General features: G+C 61.3%; 20 protein-coding genes and 1 pseudogene. 13 read left to right on the top strand and 8 right to left on the bottom strand.

What is annotated here, in order from left to right; translation table 11 throughout:
- Positions 1-57: 57 nt before the first annotated feature.
- The 4 genes and pseudogenes from KO538_RS01840 to KO538_RS01825 all read right to left on the bottom strand — a co-directional run bounded on the left by KO538_RS01840 (position 58) and on the right by KO538_RS01825 (position 3,236).
- Positions 58-579 carry an AlpA family transcriptional regulator gene (locus KO538_RS01840; protein ID WP_219327329.1) on the bottom strand — a complete coding sequence of 174 codons (522 nt, stop codon included), beginning with the start codon at positions 577-579 and terminating at the stop codon, positions 58-60.
- 5 nt (positions 580-584) lie between these two features.
- Positions 585-861 (bottom strand): annotated as a pseudogene (locus KO538_RS01835) (hypothetical protein).
- Positions 862-932: 71 nt separating this feature from the next.
- Positions 933-1,721, bottom strand: a complete 789-nt coding sequence (gene fabI / locus KO538_RS01830) for an enoyl-ACP reductase FabI (RefSeq protein WP_034749687.1) — start codon at positions 1,719-1,721, stop codon at positions 933-935.
- Positions 1,722-1,823: 102 nt separating this feature from the next.
- Positions 1,824-3,236: a transglycosylase SLT domain-containing protein gene (locus tag KO538_RS01825; RefSeq protein ID WP_034749684.1), complete on the bottom strand. Its 1,413-nt coding sequence runs from the start codon at positions 3,234-3,236 to the stop codon at positions 1,824-1,826.
- Between the two features lie 327 nt (positions 3,237-3,563).
- Here KO538_RS01825 and KO538_RS01820 point away from each other — a divergent pair, with 327 nt between their 5' ends.
- Both KO538_RS01820 and KO538_RS01815 read left to right on the top strand, forming a co-directional pair.
- The gene (locus KO538_RS01820) at positions 3,564-4,136 is read left to right on the top strand and encodes a DUF1415 domain-containing protein (protein WP_219327328.1); all 573 of its coding nucleotides are present in this window, start codon (positions 3,564-3,566) and stop codon (positions 4,134-4,136) included.
- A complete protein-coding gene (locus tag KO538_RS01815; protein ID WP_034749680.1) occupies positions 4,136-4,330 on the top strand; it encodes a DUF1289 domain-containing protein in 195 nt (64 codons plus the stop codon). The genes KO538_RS01820 and KO538_RS01815 overlap by 1 nt, the downstream gene beginning before the upstream one ends.
- A gap of 104 nt (positions 4,331-4,434) precedes the next feature.
- On the opposite strand, the gene KO538_RS01810 is transcribed toward KO538_RS01815, so the two are convergent.
- Positions 4,435-4,941 (bottom strand): DUF1993 family protein, encoded by a 507-nt coding sequence (locus KO538_RS01810; RefSeq protein WP_034779265.1) that lies wholly within the window; start codon positions 4,939-4,941, stop codon positions 4,435-4,437.
- Positions 4,942-5,203: 262 nt separating this feature from the next.
- Here KO538_RS01810 and KO538_RS01805 point away from each other — a divergent pair, with 262 nt between their 5' ends.
- Together KO538_RS01805 and KO538_RS01800 are read left to right on the top strand one after the other, a co-directional pair.
- A complete protein-coding gene (locus tag KO538_RS01805; protein WP_219327327.1) occupies positions 5,204-8,329 on the top strand; it encodes an EAL domain-containing protein in 3,126 nt (1,041 codons plus the stop codon).
- Between the two features lie 10 nt (positions 8,330-8,339).
- Positions 8,340-10,613 carry a xanthine dehydrogenase family protein molybdopterin-binding subunit gene (locus KO538_RS01800; RefSeq protein ID WP_219327326.1) on the top strand — a complete coding sequence of 758 codons (2,274 nt, stop codon included), beginning with the start codon at positions 8,340-8,342 and terminating at the stop codon, positions 10,611-10,613.
- A gap of 6 nt (positions 10,614-10,619) precedes the next feature.
- Here the strand turns inward: KO538_RS01800 and KO538_RS01795 are convergent, their stop codons facing one another.
- Entirely contained in the window at positions 10,620-11,048 is a 429-nt protein-coding gene (locus tag KO538_RS01795; RefSeq protein ID WP_219327325.1) for a thioredoxin family protein, read from the bottom strand.
- A 275-nt stretch (positions 11,049-11,323) separates the two neighbouring features.
- On the opposite strand from KO538_RS01795, the gene KO538_RS01790 reads away from it, so the two are divergent.
- Positions 11,324-12,241 (top strand): 23S rRNA (adenine(2030)-N(6))-methyltransferase RlmJ, encoded by a 918-nt coding sequence (locus KO538_RS01790; protein ID WP_219327324.1) that lies wholly within the window; start codon positions 11,324-11,326, stop codon positions 12,239-12,241.
- A 186-nt stretch (positions 12,242-12,427) separates the two neighbouring features.
- Here the strand turns inward: KO538_RS01790 and KO538_RS01785 are convergent, their stop codons facing one another.
- Together KO538_RS01785 and KO538_RS01780 are read right to left on the bottom strand one after the other, a co-directional pair.
- Positions 12,428-13,177, bottom strand: coding sequence for an SAM-dependent methyltransferase (locus tag KO538_RS01785; protein ID WP_219327323.1), 750 nt, complete (start codon positions 13,175-13,177; stop codon positions 12,428-12,430).
- 94 nt (positions 13,178-13,271) lie between these two features.
- Positions 13,272-13,880 (bottom strand): Maf-like protein, encoded by a 609-nt coding sequence (locus KO538_RS01780; protein WP_219327717.1) that lies wholly within the window; start codon positions 13,878-13,880, stop codon positions 13,272-13,274.
- A 222-nt stretch (positions 13,881-14,102) separates the two neighbouring features.
- Between KO538_RS01780 and KO538_RS01775 the strand changes: the two genes are divergently transcribed.
- The 8 genes from KO538_RS01775 (at position 14,103) to fabF (ending at position 20,805) form a co-directional block, all read left to right on the top strand.
- The gene (locus KO538_RS01775; RefSeq protein ID WP_034749656.1) at positions 14,103-14,600 is read left to right on the top strand and encodes a DUF177 domain-containing protein; all 498 of its coding nucleotides are present in this window, start codon (positions 14,103-14,105) and stop codon (positions 14,598-14,600) included.
- Between the two features lie 202 nt (positions 14,601-14,802).
- Positions 14,803-14,985, top strand: a complete 183-nt coding sequence (rpmF, locus tag KO538_RS01770; protein ID WP_034749653.1) for a 50S ribosomal protein L32 — start codon at positions 14,803-14,805, stop codon at positions 14,983-14,985.
- A gap of 210 nt (positions 14,986-15,195) precedes the next feature.
- On the top strand, positions 15,196-16,263 hold the full coding sequence (gene plsX / locus KO538_RS01765) for a phosphate acyltransferase PlsX (RefSeq protein WP_034749647.1): 1,068 nt from the start codon (positions 15,196-15,198) through the stop codon (positions 16,261-16,263).
- A 15-nt stretch (positions 16,264-16,278) separates the two neighbouring features.
- Positions 16,279-17,277, top strand: coding sequence for a beta-ketoacyl-ACP synthase III (locus KO538_RS01760; protein ID WP_034749645.1), 999 nt, complete (start codon positions 16,279-16,281; stop codon positions 17,275-17,277).
- Between the two features lie 95 nt (positions 17,278-17,372).
- Positions 17,373-18,314 carry an ACP S-malonyltransferase gene (gene fabD / locus KO538_RS01755; RefSeq protein WP_219327322.1) on the top strand — a complete coding sequence of 314 codons (942 nt, stop codon included), beginning with the start codon at positions 17,373-17,375 and terminating at the stop codon, positions 18,312-18,314.
- A 49-nt stretch (positions 18,315-18,363) separates the two neighbouring features.
- Positions 18,364-19,107 (top strand): 3-oxoacyl-ACP reductase FabG, encoded by a 744-nt coding sequence (fabG, locus tag KO538_RS01750; RefSeq protein WP_034749638.1) that lies wholly within the window; start codon positions 18,364-18,366, stop codon positions 19,105-19,107.
- Positions 19,108-19,285: 178 nt separating this feature from the next.
- On the top strand, positions 19,286-19,525 hold the full coding sequence (gene acpP / locus KO538_RS01745; RefSeq protein ID WP_008449912.1) for an acyl carrier protein: 240 nt from the start codon (positions 19,286-19,288) through the stop codon (positions 19,523-19,525).
- 29 nt (positions 19,526-19,554) lie between these two features.
- Positions 19,555-20,805, top strand: coding sequence for a beta-ketoacyl-ACP synthase II (gene fabF, locus KO538_RS01740; RefSeq protein ID WP_034749634.1), 1,251 nt, complete (start codon positions 19,555-19,557; stop codon positions 20,803-20,805).
- Positions 20,806-20,899 lie beyond the last annotated feature (94 nt).

Genomic DNA, 20,899 nt, shown 5'->3' with positions numbered 1-20,899 from the left:
CACGTTTTGCGCATGTTTCCTATGTGAAATCAGTAGGAATACGCAGTTTTCGCACGTTCAGTTGAGCATGGCCACGATGTCGGCGGGCAGCGGCGGCGCCTGTCGCGTTTCCCTGGCCAGATTGATTTGCCGGGTGACCTGCGCCAGTTCGACCAGGCTGCGTTCCAGCTGATACGTTCCCTTTGCGTGCAGCCACGCCAGTACGTCGTCCAGGTGCCAGATGGTGGCGCTGCCTTCATGCACGGGCACGGGGAAGCTGTGGCGGTATTTGCTCATCAGCTTGTGCAGGTTTTGCCGGGGCAGGCCCAGCACTTGCGCCACGTCGGTCAGGCCCACGAAGTCGGGCGAAGCCTCGACCAGCACGGCCTCGGGCACGATGGCCTTGACGTCGGCCAGGGCGCTCAGCAAGGCTGCGTTGGCATTGCTGGCCTCGCGCGTGAATTCCAGCGCCAGGCGTCCCGCTTGCCCGATGCCGACCAGGGCGTCGTCGCAACCGCCGCTGCCCAGGCGCCCGGCCAGCGCGTCGAGGTCGTGTTCGTGGTCGGGCAGGCGGTACTTGAGAGTGAAGATGTAATCCATGATGGCTATCCTCTGGATTTGCGTTGCATGCAGTCGTGCATCAGTGTGTTGAAAGTGCAATTATCGACCACCCGGCGGATCGCCCGCGCGTGGTTGCCCGGGTTTTTCGGCGTGCTCCAGATGCAGGCGATACAGAATTCGCCACAGCGGCAGCCGTCGTCATTGTAGGGGCGAGATATTGCCCCAGGCATGGCTGCCGCCCACTTCCACTCGCCATCCCTGGCTTTCCGCGTGACGCAGCGCCGCTTCGATTTCTTTCTTGGGATGCGAGGAGCGCGCCATGCGATGCCTCCAATGCAGGTCGATATTTCGAGGTTGTCAAGTGACAACCGATAAACTTGACCATCACCGCATCACTCTACTTCGGGATTGACGGCCATCACTTGCGAAAAGCCGCCATCGACATAGGTAATCTCGCCCGTGATGCCCGAGGCCAGGTCGGACAGCAGAAAGGCGGCCGTGTTGCCGACCTCTTCGATGGTGACATTGCGGCGCAGCGGGGCGTGTTCGGCCACAAATCCCAGCAGTTTACTGAAATCCTTGATGCCGGAAGCGGCCAGGGTCTTGATGGGGCCGGCGGAAATGCCGTTGGCGCGGATGCCGCGCGGACCCAGCGATTCGGCCAGGTAGCGCACGGACGCTTCCAGCGACGCCTTGGCCAGGCCCATGGTGTTGTAGTAGGGTACGGCACGCACGGCGCCCAGGTAAGTCAGGGTCAGGAGTGACGCGCCCGGATGCAGCAGGGGCAGGGCGGCCTTGGCCATGGCGGGAAAACTGTAGGCGGAAATGTCGTGCGCGATGCGGAAGCTGTCGCGCGACAGGCCGTCGAGGAAGTCGCCGGCGATCGCCTCGCGCGGCGCAAAACCGATGGCGTGCACCAGGCCGTCCAACTGATCCCAGTGGCGCGCCAGGTCGCTGAAGACGGCGCTGATCTGTTCATCGCTGGACACGTCGCAGTCGAACACCAGTTCGCTGCCGAATTCCGCCGCAAATTCCGTGATGCGCTCCTTGAAGCGTTCGCCCACATACGTGAAGGCGAGGGCGGCGCCTTCGCGGTGGCAAGCCTTGGCGATGCCATAGGCGATGGAGCGGTTCGACAGCAAGCCCGTGATGAGGATTTTTTTGCCTTGCAAGAAAGCCATGACGACTCCTGTCTGGGTAGGTGGGCGGGTAAGCGGATGTGCAACCGGCCGCGACAGCAAAGCTGTGGCGGCCGGTGAGGTGGATCTATACGGATCAGGCGATCAGTGACGGGCCTTGGCTCGGCTGTTACCGCCGCCGCGCTGGATGCGTGGTTTCACCAGGGAAATTGGCGCCGCTTGCACCTTGCCGCCCTTGGTAACGCGGCGCACGGCCTTGGCGACCCGTTCAGGACGGTCCGCTTCCAGCAGCATGGTGGCGCTGTCGGCGATTTCCTGGGTGATGTCGCTGTTCATCGTGGCCGAGGTTTTCGGCACGAGGATGGTGGAGCCGGCGCGCAAACGCGTGCGCTGGGGAATATTGTTAGCCTGGCGCAGCACGTCGGCCGTGGTGCCGAATTTCGACGCCAGCGTTTCGATGCGTTCGCGCGCATTGGTGATCTTGTGCGTGGTCCAGCTCGACAAGGCATGGCCCCATTGCGCCAGGTTGGTGGTGAACTTGGCGGCGTTTTCCTGCGGCAGCAGAATCTTCGTCTTTTCGCCACCGATGATGACGGGGCGGTTAAATTGCGGATTCAAGGCCTTGAATTCATCCATCGACAGTTCGGCGAGCTGGGCGGCGACGGTGATGTCGATGTCGCTGGTCTTGTCGATGGCCGTGAAGTAGGGCTGGTTGTCGACCACGGGCAGGGTCAGGCCGAACTGGGCCGGATTGGCGATGATGTTTTTCACCGCTTGCAATTTCGGCACGTAGTTGCGTGTTTCGGCCGGCATCAGGTCGGCCAGGCTTTCGAAGTCGGTCGGCTTGCCCAGCGCCTGGTTTTTCTTGATGGCGCGCTGCACCGAGCCTTCGCCCCAGTTGTAGGCGGCCAGGGCCAGTTGCCAGTCGCCAAACATGTCATACAGGCGCTGCAGGTACGTGAGGGCCGCATCGGTCGAGGCCAGCACGCCGCGGCGCTCGTCCTTGAACATGTTTTGCTTGAGGTTGAAATCGCGTCCCGTGGCGGGCACGAATTGCCACATGCCGGCGGCATTGGCGCTCGAGAACGCTTGCGGGTTGAAGGCGGACTCGATGAACGGCAGCAATGCCAGTTCCGTCGGCATGCCGCGTTTTTCCAGTTCCTGCACCACGTGGAAAATGTAGCGCGAGGCGCGCGCCGTCGTGCGGGCGATGTAGTCGGGGCGGGTGGCGTACCAGTTGACGTGATTCGCTACCAGCTGGTTGTTGATGTCGGGAATCGCATAGCCGCTGCGGATGCGGCCCCAGACGTCGGCTTCGCGCAGCGGATCGGAATTGTCACTGAGGTTTTTCAGCAGACGATCGGTCTTTTGCAGGCGGTTGTCGAGGGTGGGGAGTTTCGCCGTGACCTGGGCGGTCATCGGGATCAGGGCGGGCGTGGTGGCGGCGACTGGCGCGTTATCGCTCTCAACACCGGCTTCGTACGCCTGGCTGAGGGCGGGCGCAAGCGCCAGGGCCAACGCCGCCAGGACGGTAGATTTAAAGGAGTTTTCGTGCATAGTGTTCCATTGTTGTCGTCGGAGAAACATCGGACAGACCCATGATTAAGCTGCGAGTGTACGTATATCCACATGCCGGAGTCAAGAATTATGTCAGCATGATGACAGCACATAGGCGTCAATAGCGATGTTTCCAGTCGCTAATAATGTAATTATTACAAATTTAATTTGCCAGATGTGCGATTCGGCCGCTGTTATAGCATATATGGCCAGGGTCATGGCGCAAGCCTGGCGGCCGTCCGGTATGAGGCTGCGCAAAAGTGCGTACAATTTGGCTTTGGCCGGCCATTCAGCCGTCGGCCGCTTTATTGATAGAGAGTCAAGTATATGAACACCCCGCCGCGCCACGACGACGACAACGCCGTCATCATCGCCAATACTGTTGCCTGGTTGGAAAAGGCCGTGATCGGCCTGAACCTGTGCCCGTTTGCCAAGGCCGTGCACGTCAAGAAGCAGATCCGCTATGTGGTGTGCGAATCGAGCAATCCCGAAGATTTGCTGGCGATGCTGATGGACGAGCTGCAAACCCTGGCCGACACGGATCCCGAGCAGATCGACACGACCTTGCTGATCCACCCGTACACTCTGAACGATTTCCTCGACTACAACGAGTTTCTCGACGTGGCCGATGCGGCCGTGGAAGACATGCACCTGGCCGGCGAGCTGCAAGTGGCCAGCTTCCACCCGAACTACCAGTTTGCCGAAACGTTCGAGGATGACATCGGCAACTATACGAACCGCTCGCCATACCCGACGCTGCACCTGCTGCGCGAAGACAGCATCGAGCGCGCCGTCGAGGCGTTCCCGGAAGCGTCGGACATCTTCGACAAGAATATCGCCACCCTGGAAGCGCTGGGCACCGAAGGCTGGGAAAAGCTCGGCCTGCCGAAGGTATCCTGATGGCTGACAAGGAATTGCCGCCGCGTCCAGACACGCCCTGCGTGGCCGTGTGCTCGACGACTTTCGATGAAATCTGCCGCGGCTGCGGCCGCACTGTGGTGGAAGTGGCCCACTGGGTGTCGATGACGGATGAAGAGAAGGAAGTGGTGTGGGTGAGGATACTGGCGCAAGGGTATCCGCGCAGGAATACCTGATTTAACCCAACGGCAACTGCTGGGGTCAGACCCGACGGGGGAATGTTTCCCAATGGGAAGCATTCCGATTCCGAAGGAACTGACCCCATTTTCACAGCTAAGGATCAATAGCTGCCGATGAAATCTTTCTTGCCGACTTCAATACCGTTATGGCGCAGGATGTCGTACGCCGTCGTCGCGTGGAAGAAGAAGTGCGGCAGCGCGTAGTGGAACAGATAGGTCTGGCCCGTGAAGTGTTTGGTCTTTTCGCCGCTGCCGGTGGTGATGGCGCGCGTTTCGCTGCCGTCGATGTCCGCTTGCGGCAGGCTTTCCAGGAAAGCGATGGTTTTGACGATGCGCGCTTTCAGTTCGGCAAAGCTCTGCTCGCTGTCTTCATACGGTGGCACGGCCACGCCGGCCAGGCGCGCGCCGCAGCCCTTGGCGAAGTCGGTGGCGATCTGGATCTGGCGCACGAACGGCAGCATGTCCGGGAACAAGCGGAATTGCAGCAGGGCGTTCGGGTCGATTTTCTTGTCTTGCGCGTGCGTTTCCGCCTTGTCCAGGATAGCGGCCAGGCTGCCCAGGATCTGTTTGAAGACGGGGATCGAAGCGGAGTAGATGGAGAAGGTCATGGTGGTTCCTCTAGGTAAAGTGGCGCGATGATAGCAAGCTAAGCGTTTTTCTGCTGGCGCCGGCCGGGCGCGCCGGTCAGCGTGTGGTTTTTCAACCCTGTTTATATGACATGAGGTTGCCGCTGGCGCGTGTTTATTGGTGACTTACCCCGCTTTTTCCATGCATAATTGCTCCTGAAAAAAGTTTCTTCCCGCCTGACCACCCGAATTCCCCTGTAAAGTTCAATGATCGCCCGCCTGATCCCTGTTGCCCTGTTGCCGCATGTTTAATTCACCTTACCAGCGCCTGCGCGCCAGCCTGCGTGTGCTGTACGGTTCGTCGATCTATGGCGCCCTGCTGCTGGTGGTATTTGGCGGCCTTGTCGTGCCCGCCATCTTCGGCAGCTATGTGCTCGTCGGCGTGCATGAGCGCCAGTCGGCGCGCACCAGCCTGAACGAAGCCTTGCAGCGTAATGTCGACATCCTGGCGCTGGGCATGCAGGAGTCGCTGTGGAACATGAATGCGGAATCGGCCCACTCGTTGGTCGAGTCGGTGATGCGCGACCGTTCCGTGCTGCTGGTGAAAGTGCTGGGGCAGGGCGACACGGAATTCATCAGCCTGCAGGCGCCGCAGCGGCCCGTGGGCAATCTGTACCGCGCCGAGCGCGACATCCTCGTGCGCGGCGAACGCATCGGCCACGTCGTCGTCGAGATGGACGATGCGCGCAGCCAGCAGGAACTGCGCGAAAAGCAGATGTCGTATATTTTCGTGCTGGGCGCGCAGCTGGCTGTGTCGATGGCGCTGATCGTGCTGTTCCTGAACCGCCGCCTGTTGAAGCCCCTGCGCCGCCTGACGCGCTTTTCCGACCGCCTGTCGCACGGCGATTTCGACACGCCGCTGGCTTCGCACAGCAATGACGAACTGGGCCGCCTGACGGCCCAGCTCGAGCAAATGCGCGCGGCCATCGGCCAGCTGTTCGAGGATGTGGGCCAGCGCGAAGAGCGTTTCCGCACCATCGTCACGCAGGTGCCGGGCGCCGTCTTCCGCTACCGGCCCGATGGGCCCATCGATTTCGTCAGCGATGCCATCGAAGACATTTCCGGCTATTCGGCGCGCCAGTTCATGCGCGGCACCACGCATGCCTGGGCGGACCTGATCTGCCCGGAAGACCGCCGCGAGCACCGCCGCGCCGTCGGCCAGGCCGTGCTCGACGAACGGCCGTATGCGCTGGAATACCGCATCGTCGACGCTTTCGGCATCGAGCGCTGGGTGGCCGAGAATGGCCAGCCGCAGGTGGGCGAGCAGGGCGTCATCTGGATCGACGGCATCATCGCCGACATCAGCCAGCGCAAGCACCACGAGATGCGCATCGAAGCGCTGCTGACGGAGCAGAGCGCCATCCTCGACAACGTCATGTTCGGCGTGATGTTCGTGCGCCACCGCCGCATCATTTCCGTCAACCGCCGCTGCGAGGAACTGTTCGGCTACGGCCATGCCGAAATGACGGGCAGTTCCACCGCCATCGTGTTTACGAGTTCGTATGACTTCGAAGAGGCGGGCGAGCGCCAGTATCCGGCCCTGGCCGCGGGTGGCGATTTCAGCGAGGAGCGCCAGTACAAGCGCCGCGACGGCAGCCTGTTCTGGGCGCTGGTGAGCGGCTGCGCGCTCGATCCGCTGCGCCCCAACGAAGGCAGCATCTGGGTGTATGCCGATATCACGGCGCGCAAGGAAGCCGAGGAGAAACTGCGTTTATCGGCCACCGTGCTCGAACACATCGCCGACGGCGTGATGGTGGTCGACGCCGATGGCATCATCGTCACCGTCAATCCCGCCTTCACGCAGATCACCGGTTACGCCGAAGTCGAGGCGCTGGGGCAGCACGCGTCGCTGACGCGTTCCGAGCGGCACGACGCCGCGTTTTACCAGTCCTTGTGGGATGAACTGGCCGTCTCGGGCTTCTGGCGCGGCGAGATCTGGAACCGGCGCAAGAACGGCGAGGTGTACCTGGAATGGCTGACCATCAGCGCCGTGCGCGACACGCGTGCCGTCACCACCCATTACGTGGGCGTGTTCAGCGACATCACCCTGATCAAGGAATCGCAGGAAAAGCTCGACCACATGGCCCACCACGATCCGCTGACGGCGCTGCCGAACCGGCTGCTGTTCCACGACCGCCTGCAGCACGCGCTGCTGCGCGCCGCGCGCGACCAGGAGCAGCTGGCCGTGCTGTTCATCGACCTGGACCGCTTCAAGAACGTCAACGACACCCTGGGCCACCATGTGGGCGACGAATTGCTGCAAAAGGTGGCCGGCCAGCTGGCGGCCCGCCTGCGCGAAGGCGATACCCTGGCGCGCCTGGGCGGCGACGAATTCATCGTCCTGCTCGAACGCATCGATGGCGAGTATGGCGCCACGCAGGTGGCGGAAAAGCTGATGACCATGTTCGACCAGCCGTTCACGGTGGCCGGCCACGAACTGTTCGTCACCTGCAGCGTGGGCATCAGCCTGTATCCGGACGATGCGCTGGACTTGAACATGTTGATCCGCAATGCCGACGTGGCCATGTACCAGGCCAAGGCGCGCGGGCGCAATGGCTACCGCTTCTATGCGCCGTCGATGACGGGCGAGGGTGTCGAGCGGCTGCGCCTGGAAACCTTCTTGCGCCGCTCGATCGAAAAGAACGAGATGTTCCTCAATTACCAGCCGCAGGTGGAAATCGACACGGGCCGCCTGGTCGGCGTCGAGGCGCTGGTGCGCTGGAACCACCCGGAACTGGGCCTGGTGCCGCCGGCGCGCTTCATCCCGCTGGCCGAGGACAGCGGTTTCATCAACCAGCTGGGCAAATGGGTGCTCGACGAAGCGTGCCGCCAGATGATGCGCTGGCAGGCGCAGGGCTTGCACGTGCCGAAGATGGCCGTCAACCTGTCCGTAAAACAGTTCGAGCGGGGCAGCATCGCCGGCATGGTGGCCGCCATATTGAAGGAAACGGGCCTCGAGCCGCAGCGCCTGCAGCTGGAAGTGACGGAATCCGTCATCATGAACACGGGCGACGCCCTCGGTTTCATCAACGACTTGCACGCCATCGGCGTGGGCCTGGCCATCGACGATTTCGGCACCGGCTATTCCTCGCTTGCGTATCTGAAACAGCTGCCCGTGCAAACCTTGAAGATCGACCGCTCCTTCATCAAGGATATCTCGACGGACGTCAACGACGAGGCGATTGCGATTGCCATCATCCAGCTGGGCAAGAGCATGCATTTGTCCGTGATTGCCGAAGGCGTGGAGACGGAAGAGCAGGCCGCTTTCCTGCTGCGCCATGGCTGCAAGCTGGCGCAAGGTTATTTTTATAGCCGTCCGGTGCTGGCACAGGATATGCTGGAGCGCTGGATCGATCACTCACTACTATAAAGGACAGCCCATGGCCGCACACTCATCCCCGTCGCGCCGTCGTTTCCTGCTCGGCGGCCTTGGCCTCGGCGTGGCCGGCGTGGGTGCCCTGGTGCTGGGCTGGGGCGTGCTGCCGCCGCGCCAGCGCCTGCATGGCAGCGCGCCGCTGCCGCTTCAGGATGGCGCCGTGGCCTTGAACGGCTGGCTGGCCATCGGCACGGATGGCACGGTGACCCTGGCCATGCCGCGCAGCGAGATGGGGCAGGGCGTGCATACGGCCTTGCCGATGCTGGTGGCCGAGGAACTCGACGTGCCGCTGGCCAGTGTCAAACTGATCCAGGCGCCGAACGATAAAATCTTCGGCAATGTCGCCATGCTCAAGGACAGCCTGCCTTTCCATCCGGACGACCGGGGGCGCTTGAAGGCGCTGGCGCAGTGGACGGTGGCCAAGGCGGCGCGCGAACTGGGCGTGATCGTCACGGGCGGCTCGTCGAGCGTGAAAGATGGCTGGGGCCCCATGCGCGAGGCGGGTGCGTCGGCGCGTGCCATGCTGGTAGGCGCCGCCGCCGCGTTGTGGCAGGTGCCGGCCGCGCAGTGCCGCACGCAGGACGGTGAAGTGCTGCATCCGGACGGCCGGCGCGCCAGCTACGCCAGCCTGGCGCAGCGCGCCGCCGTTATCGATCCGGGTACGCCCGTGCTGAAACTGCCCAAGGATTTCAAACTGATCGGCCAGCCGGCGCCGCGCCGCGATACGCCATCGAAAGTCAATGGCAGCGCGCGTTTCGGCATCGATGCGCGTCCGCCCGGCATGCTGTACGCGGCCCTGCATCTGCCGCCGCGCCTGGGTGATAGCCTGTCCGCGTTCGACGCGGCGCCCATACTCGCCATGCCCGGCGTGAAAAAAGTGCTGGACCTGACGCCGCAGCTGGCGCAGCGCAGCGTCTCGTGCGCGGCCGTGGTGGCCGACACCTGGTGGCGCGCGAAGCAGGCGGCGGCCGCCTTGCCGACGCAGTGGAAGGCTGGCCCGCAAGCGAACTTGTCCAGCGCCGACGTCTACGCGGAATTTGCCCGCCTGTTGGACAGCGAAGCCGGTTATGCCTATCACGCCAGCGGCGAGGTGGAAAGTAAAGCCGTGCAGGGCATGCGGCAGGTCAGCGCCGAGTACCGCGCACCGTTCCTCGCGCATGCCGCCATGGAGCCCGTCAACTGCACCGCGCAGGTGAAAAATGGCAAGGTGATGCTGTGGGCCTCGACGCAGGCACCCGGCATCGCTGTAGACGTGGCGGCGAAAGTGGCCGGCGTCGATGCGAAGGATGTCAGCATCGAGGTGCTGCTGCTCGGTGGCGGTTTCGGCCGCCGCCTGGAAGTGGATATGGTCGCGCAAGCCGTGGCCATCGCGCTGCAGTGCGATGGCGCGCCCGTGCAGCTGGTGTGGACGCGCGAACAGGACACAAAGCACGATATGTACCGTCCCGCCGCGCTGGCGCGCTTTGCGGCCCGCCTCGATGAGCATGGCCGCATCGCTTCCTGGGACAATAAATCCGTCAGCGGCTCCATCACGCATCAATACCTGCAGCGCAATTTCGGCTTGCCCGGCGCGGGGCCGGACAAGACGACGGCCGAAGGCGAATTCGACATGCCGTATGAAATCGCCAACCAGCGCATCGCCCACGTGATCGCCGACAGTGCCGTGCCGGTCGGCTACTGGCGCTCGGTCGGGCATTCGCACAACGCGTTCTTCAAGGAAAGCTTTATCGACGAGCTGGCGCATGCGGCAGGGCAGGACGGCATCGCCTTCCGCCGCGCCATGCTGGTGCGGCATCCGCGCCATTTGGCCGTGCTCAATGCGGCCGTCGCCAGGGCGGGCAGTCCTCCGCCCGGCCATGCGCATGGCGTGGCCTTGCACCAGTCGTTCGGCAGCATCGTCGCGCAAGTGGCGCAGGTATCGGTGGAAAACGGCGAAATCCGCGTGCAGCGCGTCGTGTGCGCCATCGATTGCGGCATCGCCGTCAATCCGAACATCATCGCCCAGCAGATGGAGTCGGCCGTGCTGTTCGGCCTGTCGGCGGCGCTGGGCGGCGAGATCACGTTCAAGGAGGGGAGGGTCGAGCAGGGCAACTTCCACGACTATCCCGTGCTGCGCATGGGGCAGACGCCCGAGGTGGAAACCATCATCATCGCCAGCGCCGAGCATCCGGAAGGCGTGGGCGAACCGGGCACGCCGCCGATTGCGCCGGCCGTGGCCAACGCCGTGTTCAGTCTGACGGGGAAAAGGCTGCGCAGCCTGCCGCTGCGCCTGGCTTGATGTGGATCAGGCCAAGGTGGTGGCCAGCATCTGGCGCAGATTGCAGTCGCGCTGCCAGTCGCGCCGTTCCTGCGTGCTGCCGGCCAGCGCGGCCAGTTCCTCGGCGCTGAGCGCCTGCTGCGCCTGCACCATGCGGTGCGCCAGGCCGCCGTCGGGCAGCACGGTGCCGAAGAAGGCCACGTTGTCTTCGCGCTGTATCAGCAGGGTGGGGAAGTTGTCGATGTCGAGGTCGCCCACCACGTCGGCCTGGTCTTCGATGTCGATCCAGACGAAGACGGTGTCCGGGTGGCGCGCGGCCAGTTCCTCGAACGTGGCGCGGTAGCTGCCGCAAGTGCCGCACCACAGCGCGCACAGGCAGGCCACCGTCCAGCGCTGGCCGGCCAGGGTTGCCGCGACGTCGGCGCGGTTATCGGTCGTGAGGGTCAGGCTGTGCATGGTCGTTTCTATTGGTAGGCGGATGGGCGCGGGCGCCCGATGCGCGTATTCTACCGCGCCCGGCGATGCCAGTCCCGGAAATGCATGGGCTTGTTTAGCCGTGTTTTTTGATGCAATCTACCTTTCTGGTGGATAATGCTGGTAATTGCGCGCTGATTACGCTGGTCCATGCTGTTTCCTGGCCCCGCAGCCTGACCCCTCCAGTCTGTTTTCATGCCCTGCCCGGTGTCAGCGCTCCCGCCTTTATTTATTTTTATTATGGAATTAGCCAGCTTATGTTGAGTTACCGCCACGCCTTTCACGCGGGTAATCACGCCGATGTGTTGAAGCATTATGTGCAGATTCAGTTGTTGCAATATCTGAATCAAAAAGATACCGCCTATAGTTATATCGATACCCACTCCGGCGCAGGCGTGTATGCGCTCGACGGCGGTTATGCCTCGAAAAATGCCGAGTACGAAACGGGCATCGCGCCCCTGTGGGACCGCACGGACCTGCCGGCCTCGCTGGCCGAGTACATGAGGCTGATCAAGGAAATGAATCCGAGCGGCAAGATGCGCTACTACCCGGGTTCGCCTTACTGCGCCGACAAGGTCAGCCGCGAGCAAGACCGTCTGCGCCTGTTCGAGCTGCACCCAGCCGATGCAAAGATTCTGGCCGACAATTTCCGCAAGGTCGAGGCGCATGCGCTGGCCCAGGGCGAGCGTCCGACCGTGCGCGGCAAGCGCGTGCTCATCACCAAGGCCGACGGCTTCCAGAGCCTGAAAGCCCTGCTGCCGCCGCCATCGCGCCGCGCGCTGGTGCTGATCGACCCGCCGTATGAAGACAAGATGGATTACCGCAAGGTCAAGGATACCCTGGCCGACGCCCTCGTGCGCTTCCCATCCGGCATGTATGCCGTCTGGTACCCGGTGCTGCAGCGCATGGAATCGCGCCAGTTCGCCGACAAGCTCAAGCAGCTTCCCAGCTCGGACTGGCTGCACGTGACCCTGACGGTCAACACGCCGTCGCCGGACGGTTTCGGCTTGCACAGCAGCGGCATGTTCATCTTGAACCCGCCGTACACCCTGGAGCCGATGTTGCGCGAAGTCATGCCGTACCTGGTCAAGGTGCTGGGCCGCGACGATGGCGCGAAGTTTGTATTGGAAACGGGCAAGGGCGGACAGAAGAACACGGGCACCCGTCGCGTCTGAAGACACCTGACCAAACCTACTGCGCGTCGGTATAGGCGGCCTGCGATGCTCACCGTACTAGAGTACGGTTGCGCTTCTTAGCCACCGCTCCCTTCCGCTCGCTACGGTTTTGTCAATTGTCGTGACTATCGTAGTGAGGCAAAGCAAAGCAAACGCCACGGCAAATATTTCCGTGGCGTTTGTCGTTTACTGTCCCAGCAACAGGAACACGGTCGGTTTCTTGTGGAAGTCGGGCGCCTTGCCGGCGGCTAATTGTTTTTTCCACTGGCCGCCATTCCATGTCTGCACGCTTTCCGTGTCCAGGCTCAGGTCGGTGGCGACGCAGATCAGCGTCGATGGCGTGCATTGCGCCACGAGCGCTTCCAGCATGGCGGCGTTGCGGTACGGCGTTTCGATGAACAGCTGGGTCTGCTTTTCATTGCGCGAGCGGCTTTCCAGTTCCTTGATGCGCTTGGCGCGCAGGGCGGCGTCCGTGGGCAGATAGCCGTTGAAGGCGAAGCTCTGGCCGTTCAAGCCGCTGGCCATCACGGCCAGCAGGATCGACGACGGGCCCACCAGCGGGCGCACTTGAATGCCGTGCTGATGCGCCAGGCGCACGAGGTCGGCACCCGGGTCGGCCACGGCGGGCACGCCTGCTTCCGACACGAGGCCCGCGTCGCGTCCCGCCAGCAGCGGCGCCAGCAAGCCGGCCAACGCTTGCGCCGGGGTATTGACGTTCAGTTCGGAAATCGTGATTTCCTGCAGCGGCTTGGCCAGCGGATGCTGATTGCCGATCAATTTCAAAAAGGCGCGCGCCGTCTTGGCGTTTTCCGCAACGAAATAATCGAGCTGCGACGTGATCTGCCGCACTTGCTCTGGAATGATGTGGCCCAGCGGGTCGCTTGCGCCGTCGGACAGGCCGAGGTGGTTGGGAATCAGGTACAGGGTGCCGGTCATATTGTTAGCTTTGTATTGGCCGGGGTCAGTCCCTTCGGGATCGGAGTGCGCTCCACTGGAACGCACTCCCCCGTCGGGTCTGACCCCAGGGTGATTAAAATGTGAAAAACGCCACACCCGCCTTGCGCAGCATGCCCGTGAGGGCGATCAGCGGCAAGCCAGTCAGGGCGGTCGGGTCGGTGGTGGCTATGCGTTCGAGCAGGGCGATGCCCAGGCCTTCGTTCTTGGCGCTGCCGGCGCAGTCATATGGCTGCTCGATGCGCAGGTAGGCGTCCAGCTCGGCATCGGGCAAGTCGCGTACGGTGACAAGGGTCTGGACGTCTTCCACTTGCGCTACAGGCGGACTCTGGCGGCCGTCGAGCAGGCACAGTGCCGTGTGGAACACGGTCTGGCGCCCGCGCATGGTTTGCAGTTGCAGCAGGGCATTCGCATGGTTGCCGGGCTTGCCGATCTGGGCGCCATCGAGTGTGGCGACCTGGTCGGAGCCGATGACGAGGCTGCCAGGATAGCGGTCGAGCACGGCTTGCGCCTTGGCCTGGGCCAGGCGCAGGGCCGTGGCGCTGGGGCTTTCGCCTGGCAGGGGACTTTCGTCGAGATCGGGCACGGCCACCTCGAAGGGCAGGCGCAGGCGTTGCAGCAATTCCTTGCGGTAGGTCGAACTCGATGCAAGAATCAAGCGCGATGGGGCGGAAGTTGGTATCATTCTGTAGTGGATGGCGGCCGGCATGGCCGCGCTGGTCGATGTCAGTGGAATTTCACGCAAATTCCAAGGCGCAGAGCCCACAACTGAGGCTCCATGCGGCATGACGGTGTTGATGAAATGTCATGTTGATGGCAATGATTGCGTCAAAAAAGATGCTTAGCCTTTGACTCTGTGCTAAAAACCCTGTTATTATCGCAGGTTTTCCGGGGAAATTTTCTACCAATGAATGCTTTTGTGATCGACACCTTTGATTTTTGTCGTATCAGCGGGAGCCGCGAGGGTGTAACTCCTGTCGCTGAAATGACCCGGTTGACCAAGGATTGTGCAGATAGTTCCGGCGAGATCGCCTGGAAAATCGTCGGCGGCACCAGCAAGCTGGGCTACCCACAACTGACCTTGTCGGTCAACGGCACCGTTCAGCTGGTTTGCCAGCGCTGCCTGACTCCGTATGCTTACGTAATTGATTCGACGACCACTCTGATGCTGGGCAAGGATGACGAGCACGCGGACGAGATCGAAGAAATCATCAACGATGAATCGATCGACGTGATCGTCGGCAGCCGCAACATGGATGCCGCGGCCCTGATCGAAGATGAAGCCTTGCTGGCCCTGCCGCAGGTACCCAAACACGACGTCTGCCCCGATACGGCGCAGCTCGATGCTCTCAAGACTGAAAAGAAGTCGCCGTTTGCGGCCCTGAAAGACTTGAAGCCAGAATAAAGTAGTAAAGGGGTTTTCCCCATCAAAGAACGTGTCAAACGCGTGTTGTAATCGAGTATGGCAAGTGTAGTGAAATGTAATTGTAATAAACGATGTCGGTCCGGGCTATTTTCGGGTAGTCTTTGCCGCTGGGATACTCGATTCGCATGTATTTGCCAATCGATTGTGCTAAAATTTTAGAACTTATGTATTAGGAGTCATCATGGCAGTTCAACAGAACAAGAAAACCCCTTCCAAGCGCGGCATGCACCGTTCGCACGACTTCCTGGTCGCGCCGCAATTGAGCGTCGAGCCAGTTACCGGCGAAACACACATGCGTCACCATATCAGCCCTAACGGCTTCTATCGTGGCCGTAAAGTGTTGAAGACCAAAAACGACGAGTAATCGACGTTTTTGTTGGGTAAGATGAAAGCGGTGTTGCGTGGTTATTCGGCGTGGCGCCGCTTCTTCTTTTTTATCGGCTGCAATTCATCTTGCACACCCGTCATTTTGAATCACGCTGTCCAGGCCTGTGCATGACATGCTGCACCCTGCATATGCTCCAGTCCGATTCACATCTTGCCGCACGCCCGCAGCGGTATTGAATCAACACAAATGACAATCAAAATTTCTATCGACTGCATGGGCGGAGATCACGGTCCCTCAGTCACTATCCCCGCAGCAATTTCCTTCGTAAAACATGAGCCTGAAGCCGAACTGATCCTTGTTGGATTGGAAGACGTGATTCGTGCCGAACTGAAGAAACATAAAGCCGACACGCATCCGCGCCTGTCGGTATTGCATGCCTCCGAACAAGTTACCATGGACGATCCCCTGGAAGTGGCCCTGCGCCGCAAGAAGGATTCCTCCATGCGCGTGGCCATCGAACAGGTCAAGAACGGCGTGGCGCAAGCCTCCGTTTCCGCCGGTAATACGGCAGCCCTGATGGCCGTGTCGCGCTATGTATTGAAAACCATGTCCGGCGTCGACCGCCCGGCCATCTGCAGCATCTTGCCGAATCAAAAGAACGGCCCGACCTACATGCTGGACCTGGGCGCGAACGTCGATTGCGAACCGCATCACTTGCACCAGTTCGCCATTATGGGTTCCGTGCTCGTTTCCGCCATGGAAGGTATCGAGCGCCCGACGATTGGCTTGCTGAACGTGGGCACGGAAGATATCAAGGGCAATGAAGTGGTAAAACTCACCTCGAAGCTGCTGCAGGCCGACCACGAGCGTGGCGCGCTGAACTTCTACGGCAACGTGGAAGGCAATGATATCTTCAAGGGCACGACCGATATCGTCGTCTGCGACGGTTTTGTCGGCAATGTGACCCTGAAAGCCATCGAAGGTCTGGCGCGCTTCATGAAAGACGTGCTCACTTCCGAATTCAAGCGCAATCCGATTACCATGCTGGGCGCACTGATCGCCCGCGGGGCCCTGAAAGCCATCGGCAACCGTTTGAATCCTTCACGTTACAACGGCGCCAGCCTGCTGGGTTTGCGTGGTCTCGTCTTCAAGAGCCATGGCAGCGCCGATGCCTATTCGTTCGAATGGGCCTTGCGCCGCGCTTTCGATGCGGCAAAAAATGACGTGCAAGCGCACTTGGCCAGCATGATCGCCGAGCTGATGCCCCGCACGCCAGTTCCGGATGAACCTACATCAACAAGCTCTACCATTTAGTGGACGGGTACTTGCATGACTGTTTTTAGCAAAACTTACAGCAAAATTATCGGTACCGGCAGCTACTTGCCGGAGAAGCGCGTCACCAACCAGGACTTGACCGAACAGCTCGCCGCCAAGGGCATCGAGACGTCGGATGAATGGATCGTCTCGCGCAGCGGCATCTCGGCGCGCCATTACGCGGCGCCAACGCAAAATTCCTCGGACCTGGGCGTGGAAGCGGCCAAGAAGGCCCTGGAAATGGCTGGCCTGAACGGCAACGACCTCGACCTGATCATCGTCGCCAGCTCGACTCCCGATTTCTTCGGCAGCTTCCCCAGCACAGCCTGCATCGTGCAAAACAAATTGGGCATCACGAACAACTGCGCCGCCGTCGACGTGCAAGCCGTCTGCAGCGGTTTCGTGTACGCGGTGGCCACGGCCGACAGCTTCATCCAGTCGGGCATGCACAAGAACGTGCTGGTGATCGGCGCCGAAGTGTTTTCGCGCATCCTCAATTTCGACGACCGCGGCACCTGCGTGCTGTTCGGCGACGGCGCCGGCGCCATCGTCATGACGGCGTCAAAAGAGCCGGGCATCCTGGCCACCAAGCTGCACGCGGACGGCCGCCACTCGAACATCCTCAGCGTGCCGGGCAGCCTGGCTGGCGGCGCGCTCGACGGCAGCGCCTTCCTGTACATGGATGGCCCGGCCGTCTTCAAGCTGGCCGTGTCCGTGCTGGAAAAAGTCGCGCATGAAGCCCTGGAGCACGCCAACATGACGTCGGACCAGATCGACTGGCTGATCCCGCACCAGGCGAACATCCGCATCATGAACAGCACGGCCAAGAAACTCGGCTTGCCTCTGGAAAAGATGGTGGTCACCGTCGATCAGCATGGCAACACCTCGGCCGCTTCGATCCCGCTGGCGCTCGACATCGCCGTGCGCGATGGCCGGGTCAAGAAGGGCGACAACGTCATGATGGAAGGCGTGGGCGGCGGCTTTACCTGGGGCGCCGTGCTGGCAAAGATGTGATGGCCGAAGGCTGATTTCGGGGTCCGACCCGTTGGGTCGTACCCCAGCAGTTGCATTTGGTTCTCTGAGTAAATAGTAAAAAAAACGGAGTCGACATGACACAATTTGCATTTGTTTTCCCAGGCCAAGGCTCGCAAGCGATTGCGATGCTCGACGGTTTCGCCGGCAACCCCGTGGTTGCGCACACCGTCGCCGAAGCGTCGGATGCCCTGCAATTCGACCTGGGCAAGCTGATCGCCGAAGGTCCGAAGGAAGAGCTGGACCTGACTACCAATACGCAGCCGGTAATGCTGACGGCGGCCGTGGCCTTCTACCGCGCCTGGCTGGCGGCCGGCGGCCCGGTGCCGACGGTCGTGGCCGGTCACAGCCTCGGTGAATACTCGGCGCTGGTCGCCGCCGGCGTCATCTCGTTCAAGGATGCCGTGCCGCTCGTGCGTTTCCGCGCGCAAGCCATGCAGGAAGCCGTGCCCGTCGGGCAGGGCACGATGGCTGTCGTACTGGGCCTGTCGGATGACGACGTGCGCGCCGCCTGTGCGGAAGCGGCGGCGGAAAACCCGGCCCTGGTGGTCGAGCCCGTCAATTTCAATGCGCCAGCACAAGTCGTCATCGCCGGCCATACGGCGGCAGTCGAGCGCGCCTGCGAACTGGCCAAGGCCAAGGGCGCCAAGCGCGCCATGAAGCTGCCCGTCTCCGCGCCATTCCACTCGTCGCTGCTCAAGCCTGCATCGGACCGCTTGCGCGAGTACATGGCCGGCTTGACGTTCTCGGCGCCGCAAATCGCCCTGATCAACAACGTCGACGTGGCCATCGTCAACGATGTTGCCGGCATCAAGGATGCGCTCGTGCGCCAGGCGGCCAGCCCCGTGCGCTGGGTGGAAACCATGCAAAAGGTCGCCGCCGACGGTATCACGCAAGTGATCGAATGCGGTCCGGGCAAGGTCCTGATGGGCCTGGCCAAGCGCATCGATCCCGTGCTCGTGGGCGACGCCATCGTCGACCAGGCATCGCTGGAACGTATTTTGACGCAGCTCAAATAAACATCAGATCGCGGCAGCTTGCCTGCCGCGCTTGCATTTAAGGATACTCATGAATTTAGCAAATCAAGTCGTGCTGGTCACGGGCGCCTCGCGCGGCATCGGCCGCGCCATCGCCACCGAACTGGGTAAGCAGGGCGCCACCGTCGTCGGCACCGCCACCTCGGAAAGCGGCGCGCAAGCGATCACCGATTACCTGGCCGCCGAAGGCGTGACGGGCAAGGGCCTGGTCCTGAACGTGACCGACGCGGCGCGCTGCGCGGCCGTTGTCGATGAAGTGCAGAAAACCTACGGCAGCCTGTCGATCCTGGTCAACAATGCGGGCATCACGCAAGACCAGCTGGCCATGCGCATGAAGGATGAAGAGTGGGACAGCGTCATTTCCACCAACCTGTCGGCCGTCGGCCGCCTGTCGCGCGCCGTACTGCGTGGCATGATGAAAGCCAAAACTGGGCGTATCATTAATATCACGTCGGTGGTGGCGTCGTCGGGCAATCCGGGGCAAATGAATTACGCGGCGGCCAAGGCTGGCGTGGAGGGCATGAGCCGCGCCCTGGCGCGCGAAATCGGCAGCCGCAACATTACCGTGAACTGCATCGCGCCGGGCTTCATCGATACCGACATGACCAAGGCGCTGAGCGAAGAGCAGCACGCGGCCCTGTTGACGCAAATTCCCCTGTCCCGTCTGGGCAAACCGGAAGACGTGGCAGCGGCGGTAGCCTTTTTGGCCTCGCCGCAAGCGGCCTATATCACGGGCACGACCCTGCACGTGAACGGTGGAATGTACATGAATTGATGTGAAAGCTAGACGGGGCGGGCGTTTGTGGCATGATTCAACGGCCGTTTTTGTCTATAATCGCATCTTTTAGCAGCAGCTTCGGTCGAATTAGCAGCAGACACCGAAATTAGTATTCGGACGCGCAAACCTGATAAAATGCGCGCACTTTCCGTAACACACACTTTGGAGCCATAACATGTCGGATATCGAACAACGCGTTAAGAAAATCGTCGCTGAGCAACTGGGCGTTGCAGAAGCAGACATCAAAATCGAATCCTCCTTCGTCGACGATCTCGGCGCCGATTCCCTGGACACCGTGGAACTGGTCATGGCCCTGGAAGACGAATTCGAAATGGAAATCCCTGACGAACAAGCTGAAAAAATCACCACCGTGCAACAGGCGATCGACTACGCCACTGCACACGTCAAGGCCTAAGCCTGTCTGACCGACTTCAGGAGAATCGCTTGAGCCGTTCTAAAAACCGTCGTGTTGTTGTCACCGGCCTGGGCTGCGTTTCACCTGTCGGCAATACTATTGCCGAGGCGTGGGGCGCAATCATTGAAGGTAAATCCGGCATTGCCACGATTACCAAGTTTGATGCACAGCCATTCACCACGCATTTTGCTGGTGAAGTCAAAGGCTTCAATATCGAAGAGTACATCTCCGGTAAGGAAGCCCGCCACATGGATACCTTTATCCATTACGGCATGGCTGCGGGCATCCAGGCGATGCAGGACTCCGGCCTGGAAGTGACCGAAGAAAATGCCGAGCGCATCGGCGTGATCATCGGTTCCGGTATCGGCGGCTTGCCGCTGATCGAGGAAACCAAGTCCGAGTACGAAAAGCGCGGTCCGCGCCGTATCTCGCCATTTTTCGTGCCTGCCTCGATCATTAACATGATCTCTGGCAACCTTTCGATCAAATATGGTCTGAAGGGCCCGAACCTGGCGATCGTTACAGCGTGTACCACCGGTTTGCACAGCATCGGTGCCGCAGCGCGCATGATCGAGTACGGCGATGCCGACGTCATGATCGCCGGCGGTGCTGAATCGACCGTGTCGCCACTGGGCCTGGGCGGTTTCGCTTCGGCGCGTGCTTTGTCGACCCGCAACGACGATCCGGCAACGGCATCGCGTCCGTGGGATACCGACCGCGACGGCTTCGTGCTGGGCGAGGGCGCTGGCGTCATGGTGCTGGAAGAGTACGAGCACGCGGTGGCCCGTGGTGCCAAGATCTATGCCGAAGTGCATGGTTTCGGGATGAGCGCAGATGCTTATCACATGACCTCGCCGCTGGAAGATGGTAGCGGCGGCAGCAAATCGGTGATCGCGGCCCTCAACAACGCTGGCTTGAACGCGGATCAGATTCAGTACCTGAACGCGCACGGCACGTCGACCCCGCAAGGCGACGTGGCGGAAGTGATGGGCATCAAACGCACCTTCGGCGAGCACGCCAAGAATCTGGTTGTCAACTCGACCAAGTCGATGACGGGCCATTTGCTGGGCGGCGCGGGCGGTCTGGAAGCGGTGTTTACGGTCCTGGCATTGCACCATCAGGTGTCGCCACCGACCATCAACATCTTCAACCAGGATCCGGCTTGCGATCTCGATTTCTGTGCCAACACGGCGCGGGATATGAAGATCGATTATGCAGTGAAGAATTCGTTCGGCTTCGGCGGAACGAATGGCACGCTGATTTTCGGTAAAGCGAAATAAGCAGGAACTTTCAAGCGCTCGCTACGGTCAAACTGTAGTGAGCGCTGATTCGGCGCCAACGTTCGTTGGCGCCTGAATTTGCCCGGCATGTTGC

It is taken from the genome of Janthinobacterium sp. NKUCC08_JDC (genome assembly GCF_019345575.1).
GTDB classification, from domain to species: Bacteria; Pseudomonadota; Gammaproteobacteria; order Burkholderiales; family Burkholderiaceae_D; genus Janthinobacterium; species Janthinobacterium aestuarii.
This window is presented reverse-complemented; position numbering and strand designations above follow the sequence as displayed.

What these genes read in the sequence shown, in the direction of transcription:
- KO538_RS01840 (WP_219327329.1), bottom strand. Translation starts at nt 579, where the DNA reads ATGGATTACATCTTCACTCTCAAGTACCGCCTGCCCGACCACGAACAC.
- KO538_RS01795 (WP_219327325.1), bottom strand. Translation starts at nt 11,048, where the DNA reads ATGCACAGCCTGACCCTCACGACCGATAACCGCGCCGACGTCGCGGCA.
- KO538_RS01820 (WP_219327328.1), top strand. Translation starts at nt 3,564, where the DNA reads ATGAACACCCCGCCGCGCCACGACGACGACAACGCCGTCATCATCGCC.
- plsX (WP_034749647.1), top strand. Translation starts at nt 15,196, where the DNA reads ATGACAATCAAAATTTCTATCGACTGCATGGGCGGAGATCACGGTCCC.
- fabG (WP_034749638.1), top strand. Translation starts at nt 18,364, where the DNA reads ATGAATTTAGCAAATCAAGTCGTGCTGGTCACGGGCGCCTCGCGCGGC.
- fabD (WP_219327322.1), top strand. Translation starts at nt 17,373, where the DNA reads ATGACACAATTTGCATTTGTTTTCCCAGGCCAAGGCTCGCAAGCGATT.
- KO538_RS01810 (WP_034779265.1), bottom strand. Translation starts at nt 4,941, where the DNA reads ATGACCTTCTCCATCTACTCCGCTTCGATCCCCGTCTTCAAACAGATC.
- KO538_RS01815 (WP_034749680.1), top strand. Translation starts at nt 4,136, where the DNA reads ATGGCTGACAAGGAATTGCCGCCGCGTCCAGACACGCCCTGCGTGGCC.
- KO538_RS01825 (WP_034749684.1), bottom strand. Translation starts at nt 3,236, where the DNA reads ATGCACGAAAACTCCTTTAAATCTACCGTCCTGGCGGCGTTGGCCCTG.
- KO538_RS01800 (WP_219327326.1), top strand. Translation starts at nt 8,340, where the DNA reads ATGGCCGCACACTCATCCCCGTCGCGCCGTCGTTTCCTGCTCGGCGGC.
- fabI (WP_034749687.1), bottom strand. Translation starts at nt 1,721, where the DNA reads ATGGCTTTCTTGCAAGGCAAAAAAATCCTCATCACGGGCTTGCTGTCG.
- KO538_RS01760 (WP_034749645.1), top strand. Translation starts at nt 16,279, where the DNA reads ATGACTGTTTTTAGCAAAACTTACAGCAAAATTATCGGTACCGGCAGC.
- KO538_RS01790 (WP_219327324.1), top strand. Translation starts at nt 11,324, where the DNA reads ATGTTGAGTTACCGCCACGCCTTTCACGCGGGTAATCACGCCGATGTG.
- KO538_RS01780 (WP_219327717.1), bottom strand. Translation starts at nt 13,880, where the DNA reads ATGATACCAACTTCCGCCCCATCGCGCTTGATTCTTGCATCGAGTTCG.
- KO538_RS01805 (WP_219327327.1), top strand. Translation starts at nt 5,204, where the DNA reads ATGTTTAATTCACCTTACCAGCGCCTGCGCGCCAGCCTGCGTGTGCTG.
- rpmF (WP_034749653.1), top strand. Translation starts at nt 14,803, where the DNA reads ATGGCAGTTCAACAGAACAAGAAAACCCCTTCCAAGCGCGGCATGCAC.
- KO538_RS01775 (WP_034749656.1), top strand. Translation starts at nt 14,103, where the DNA reads ATGAATGCTTTTGTGATCGACACCTTTGATTTTTGTCGTATCAGCGGG.
- KO538_RS01785 (WP_219327323.1), bottom strand. Translation starts at nt 13,177, where the DNA reads ATGACCGGCACCCTGTACCTGATTCCCAACCACCTCGGCCTGTCCGAC.
- acpP (WP_008449912.1), top strand. Translation starts at nt 19,286, where the DNA reads ATGTCGGATATCGAACAACGCGTTAAGAAAATCGTCGCTGAGCAACTG.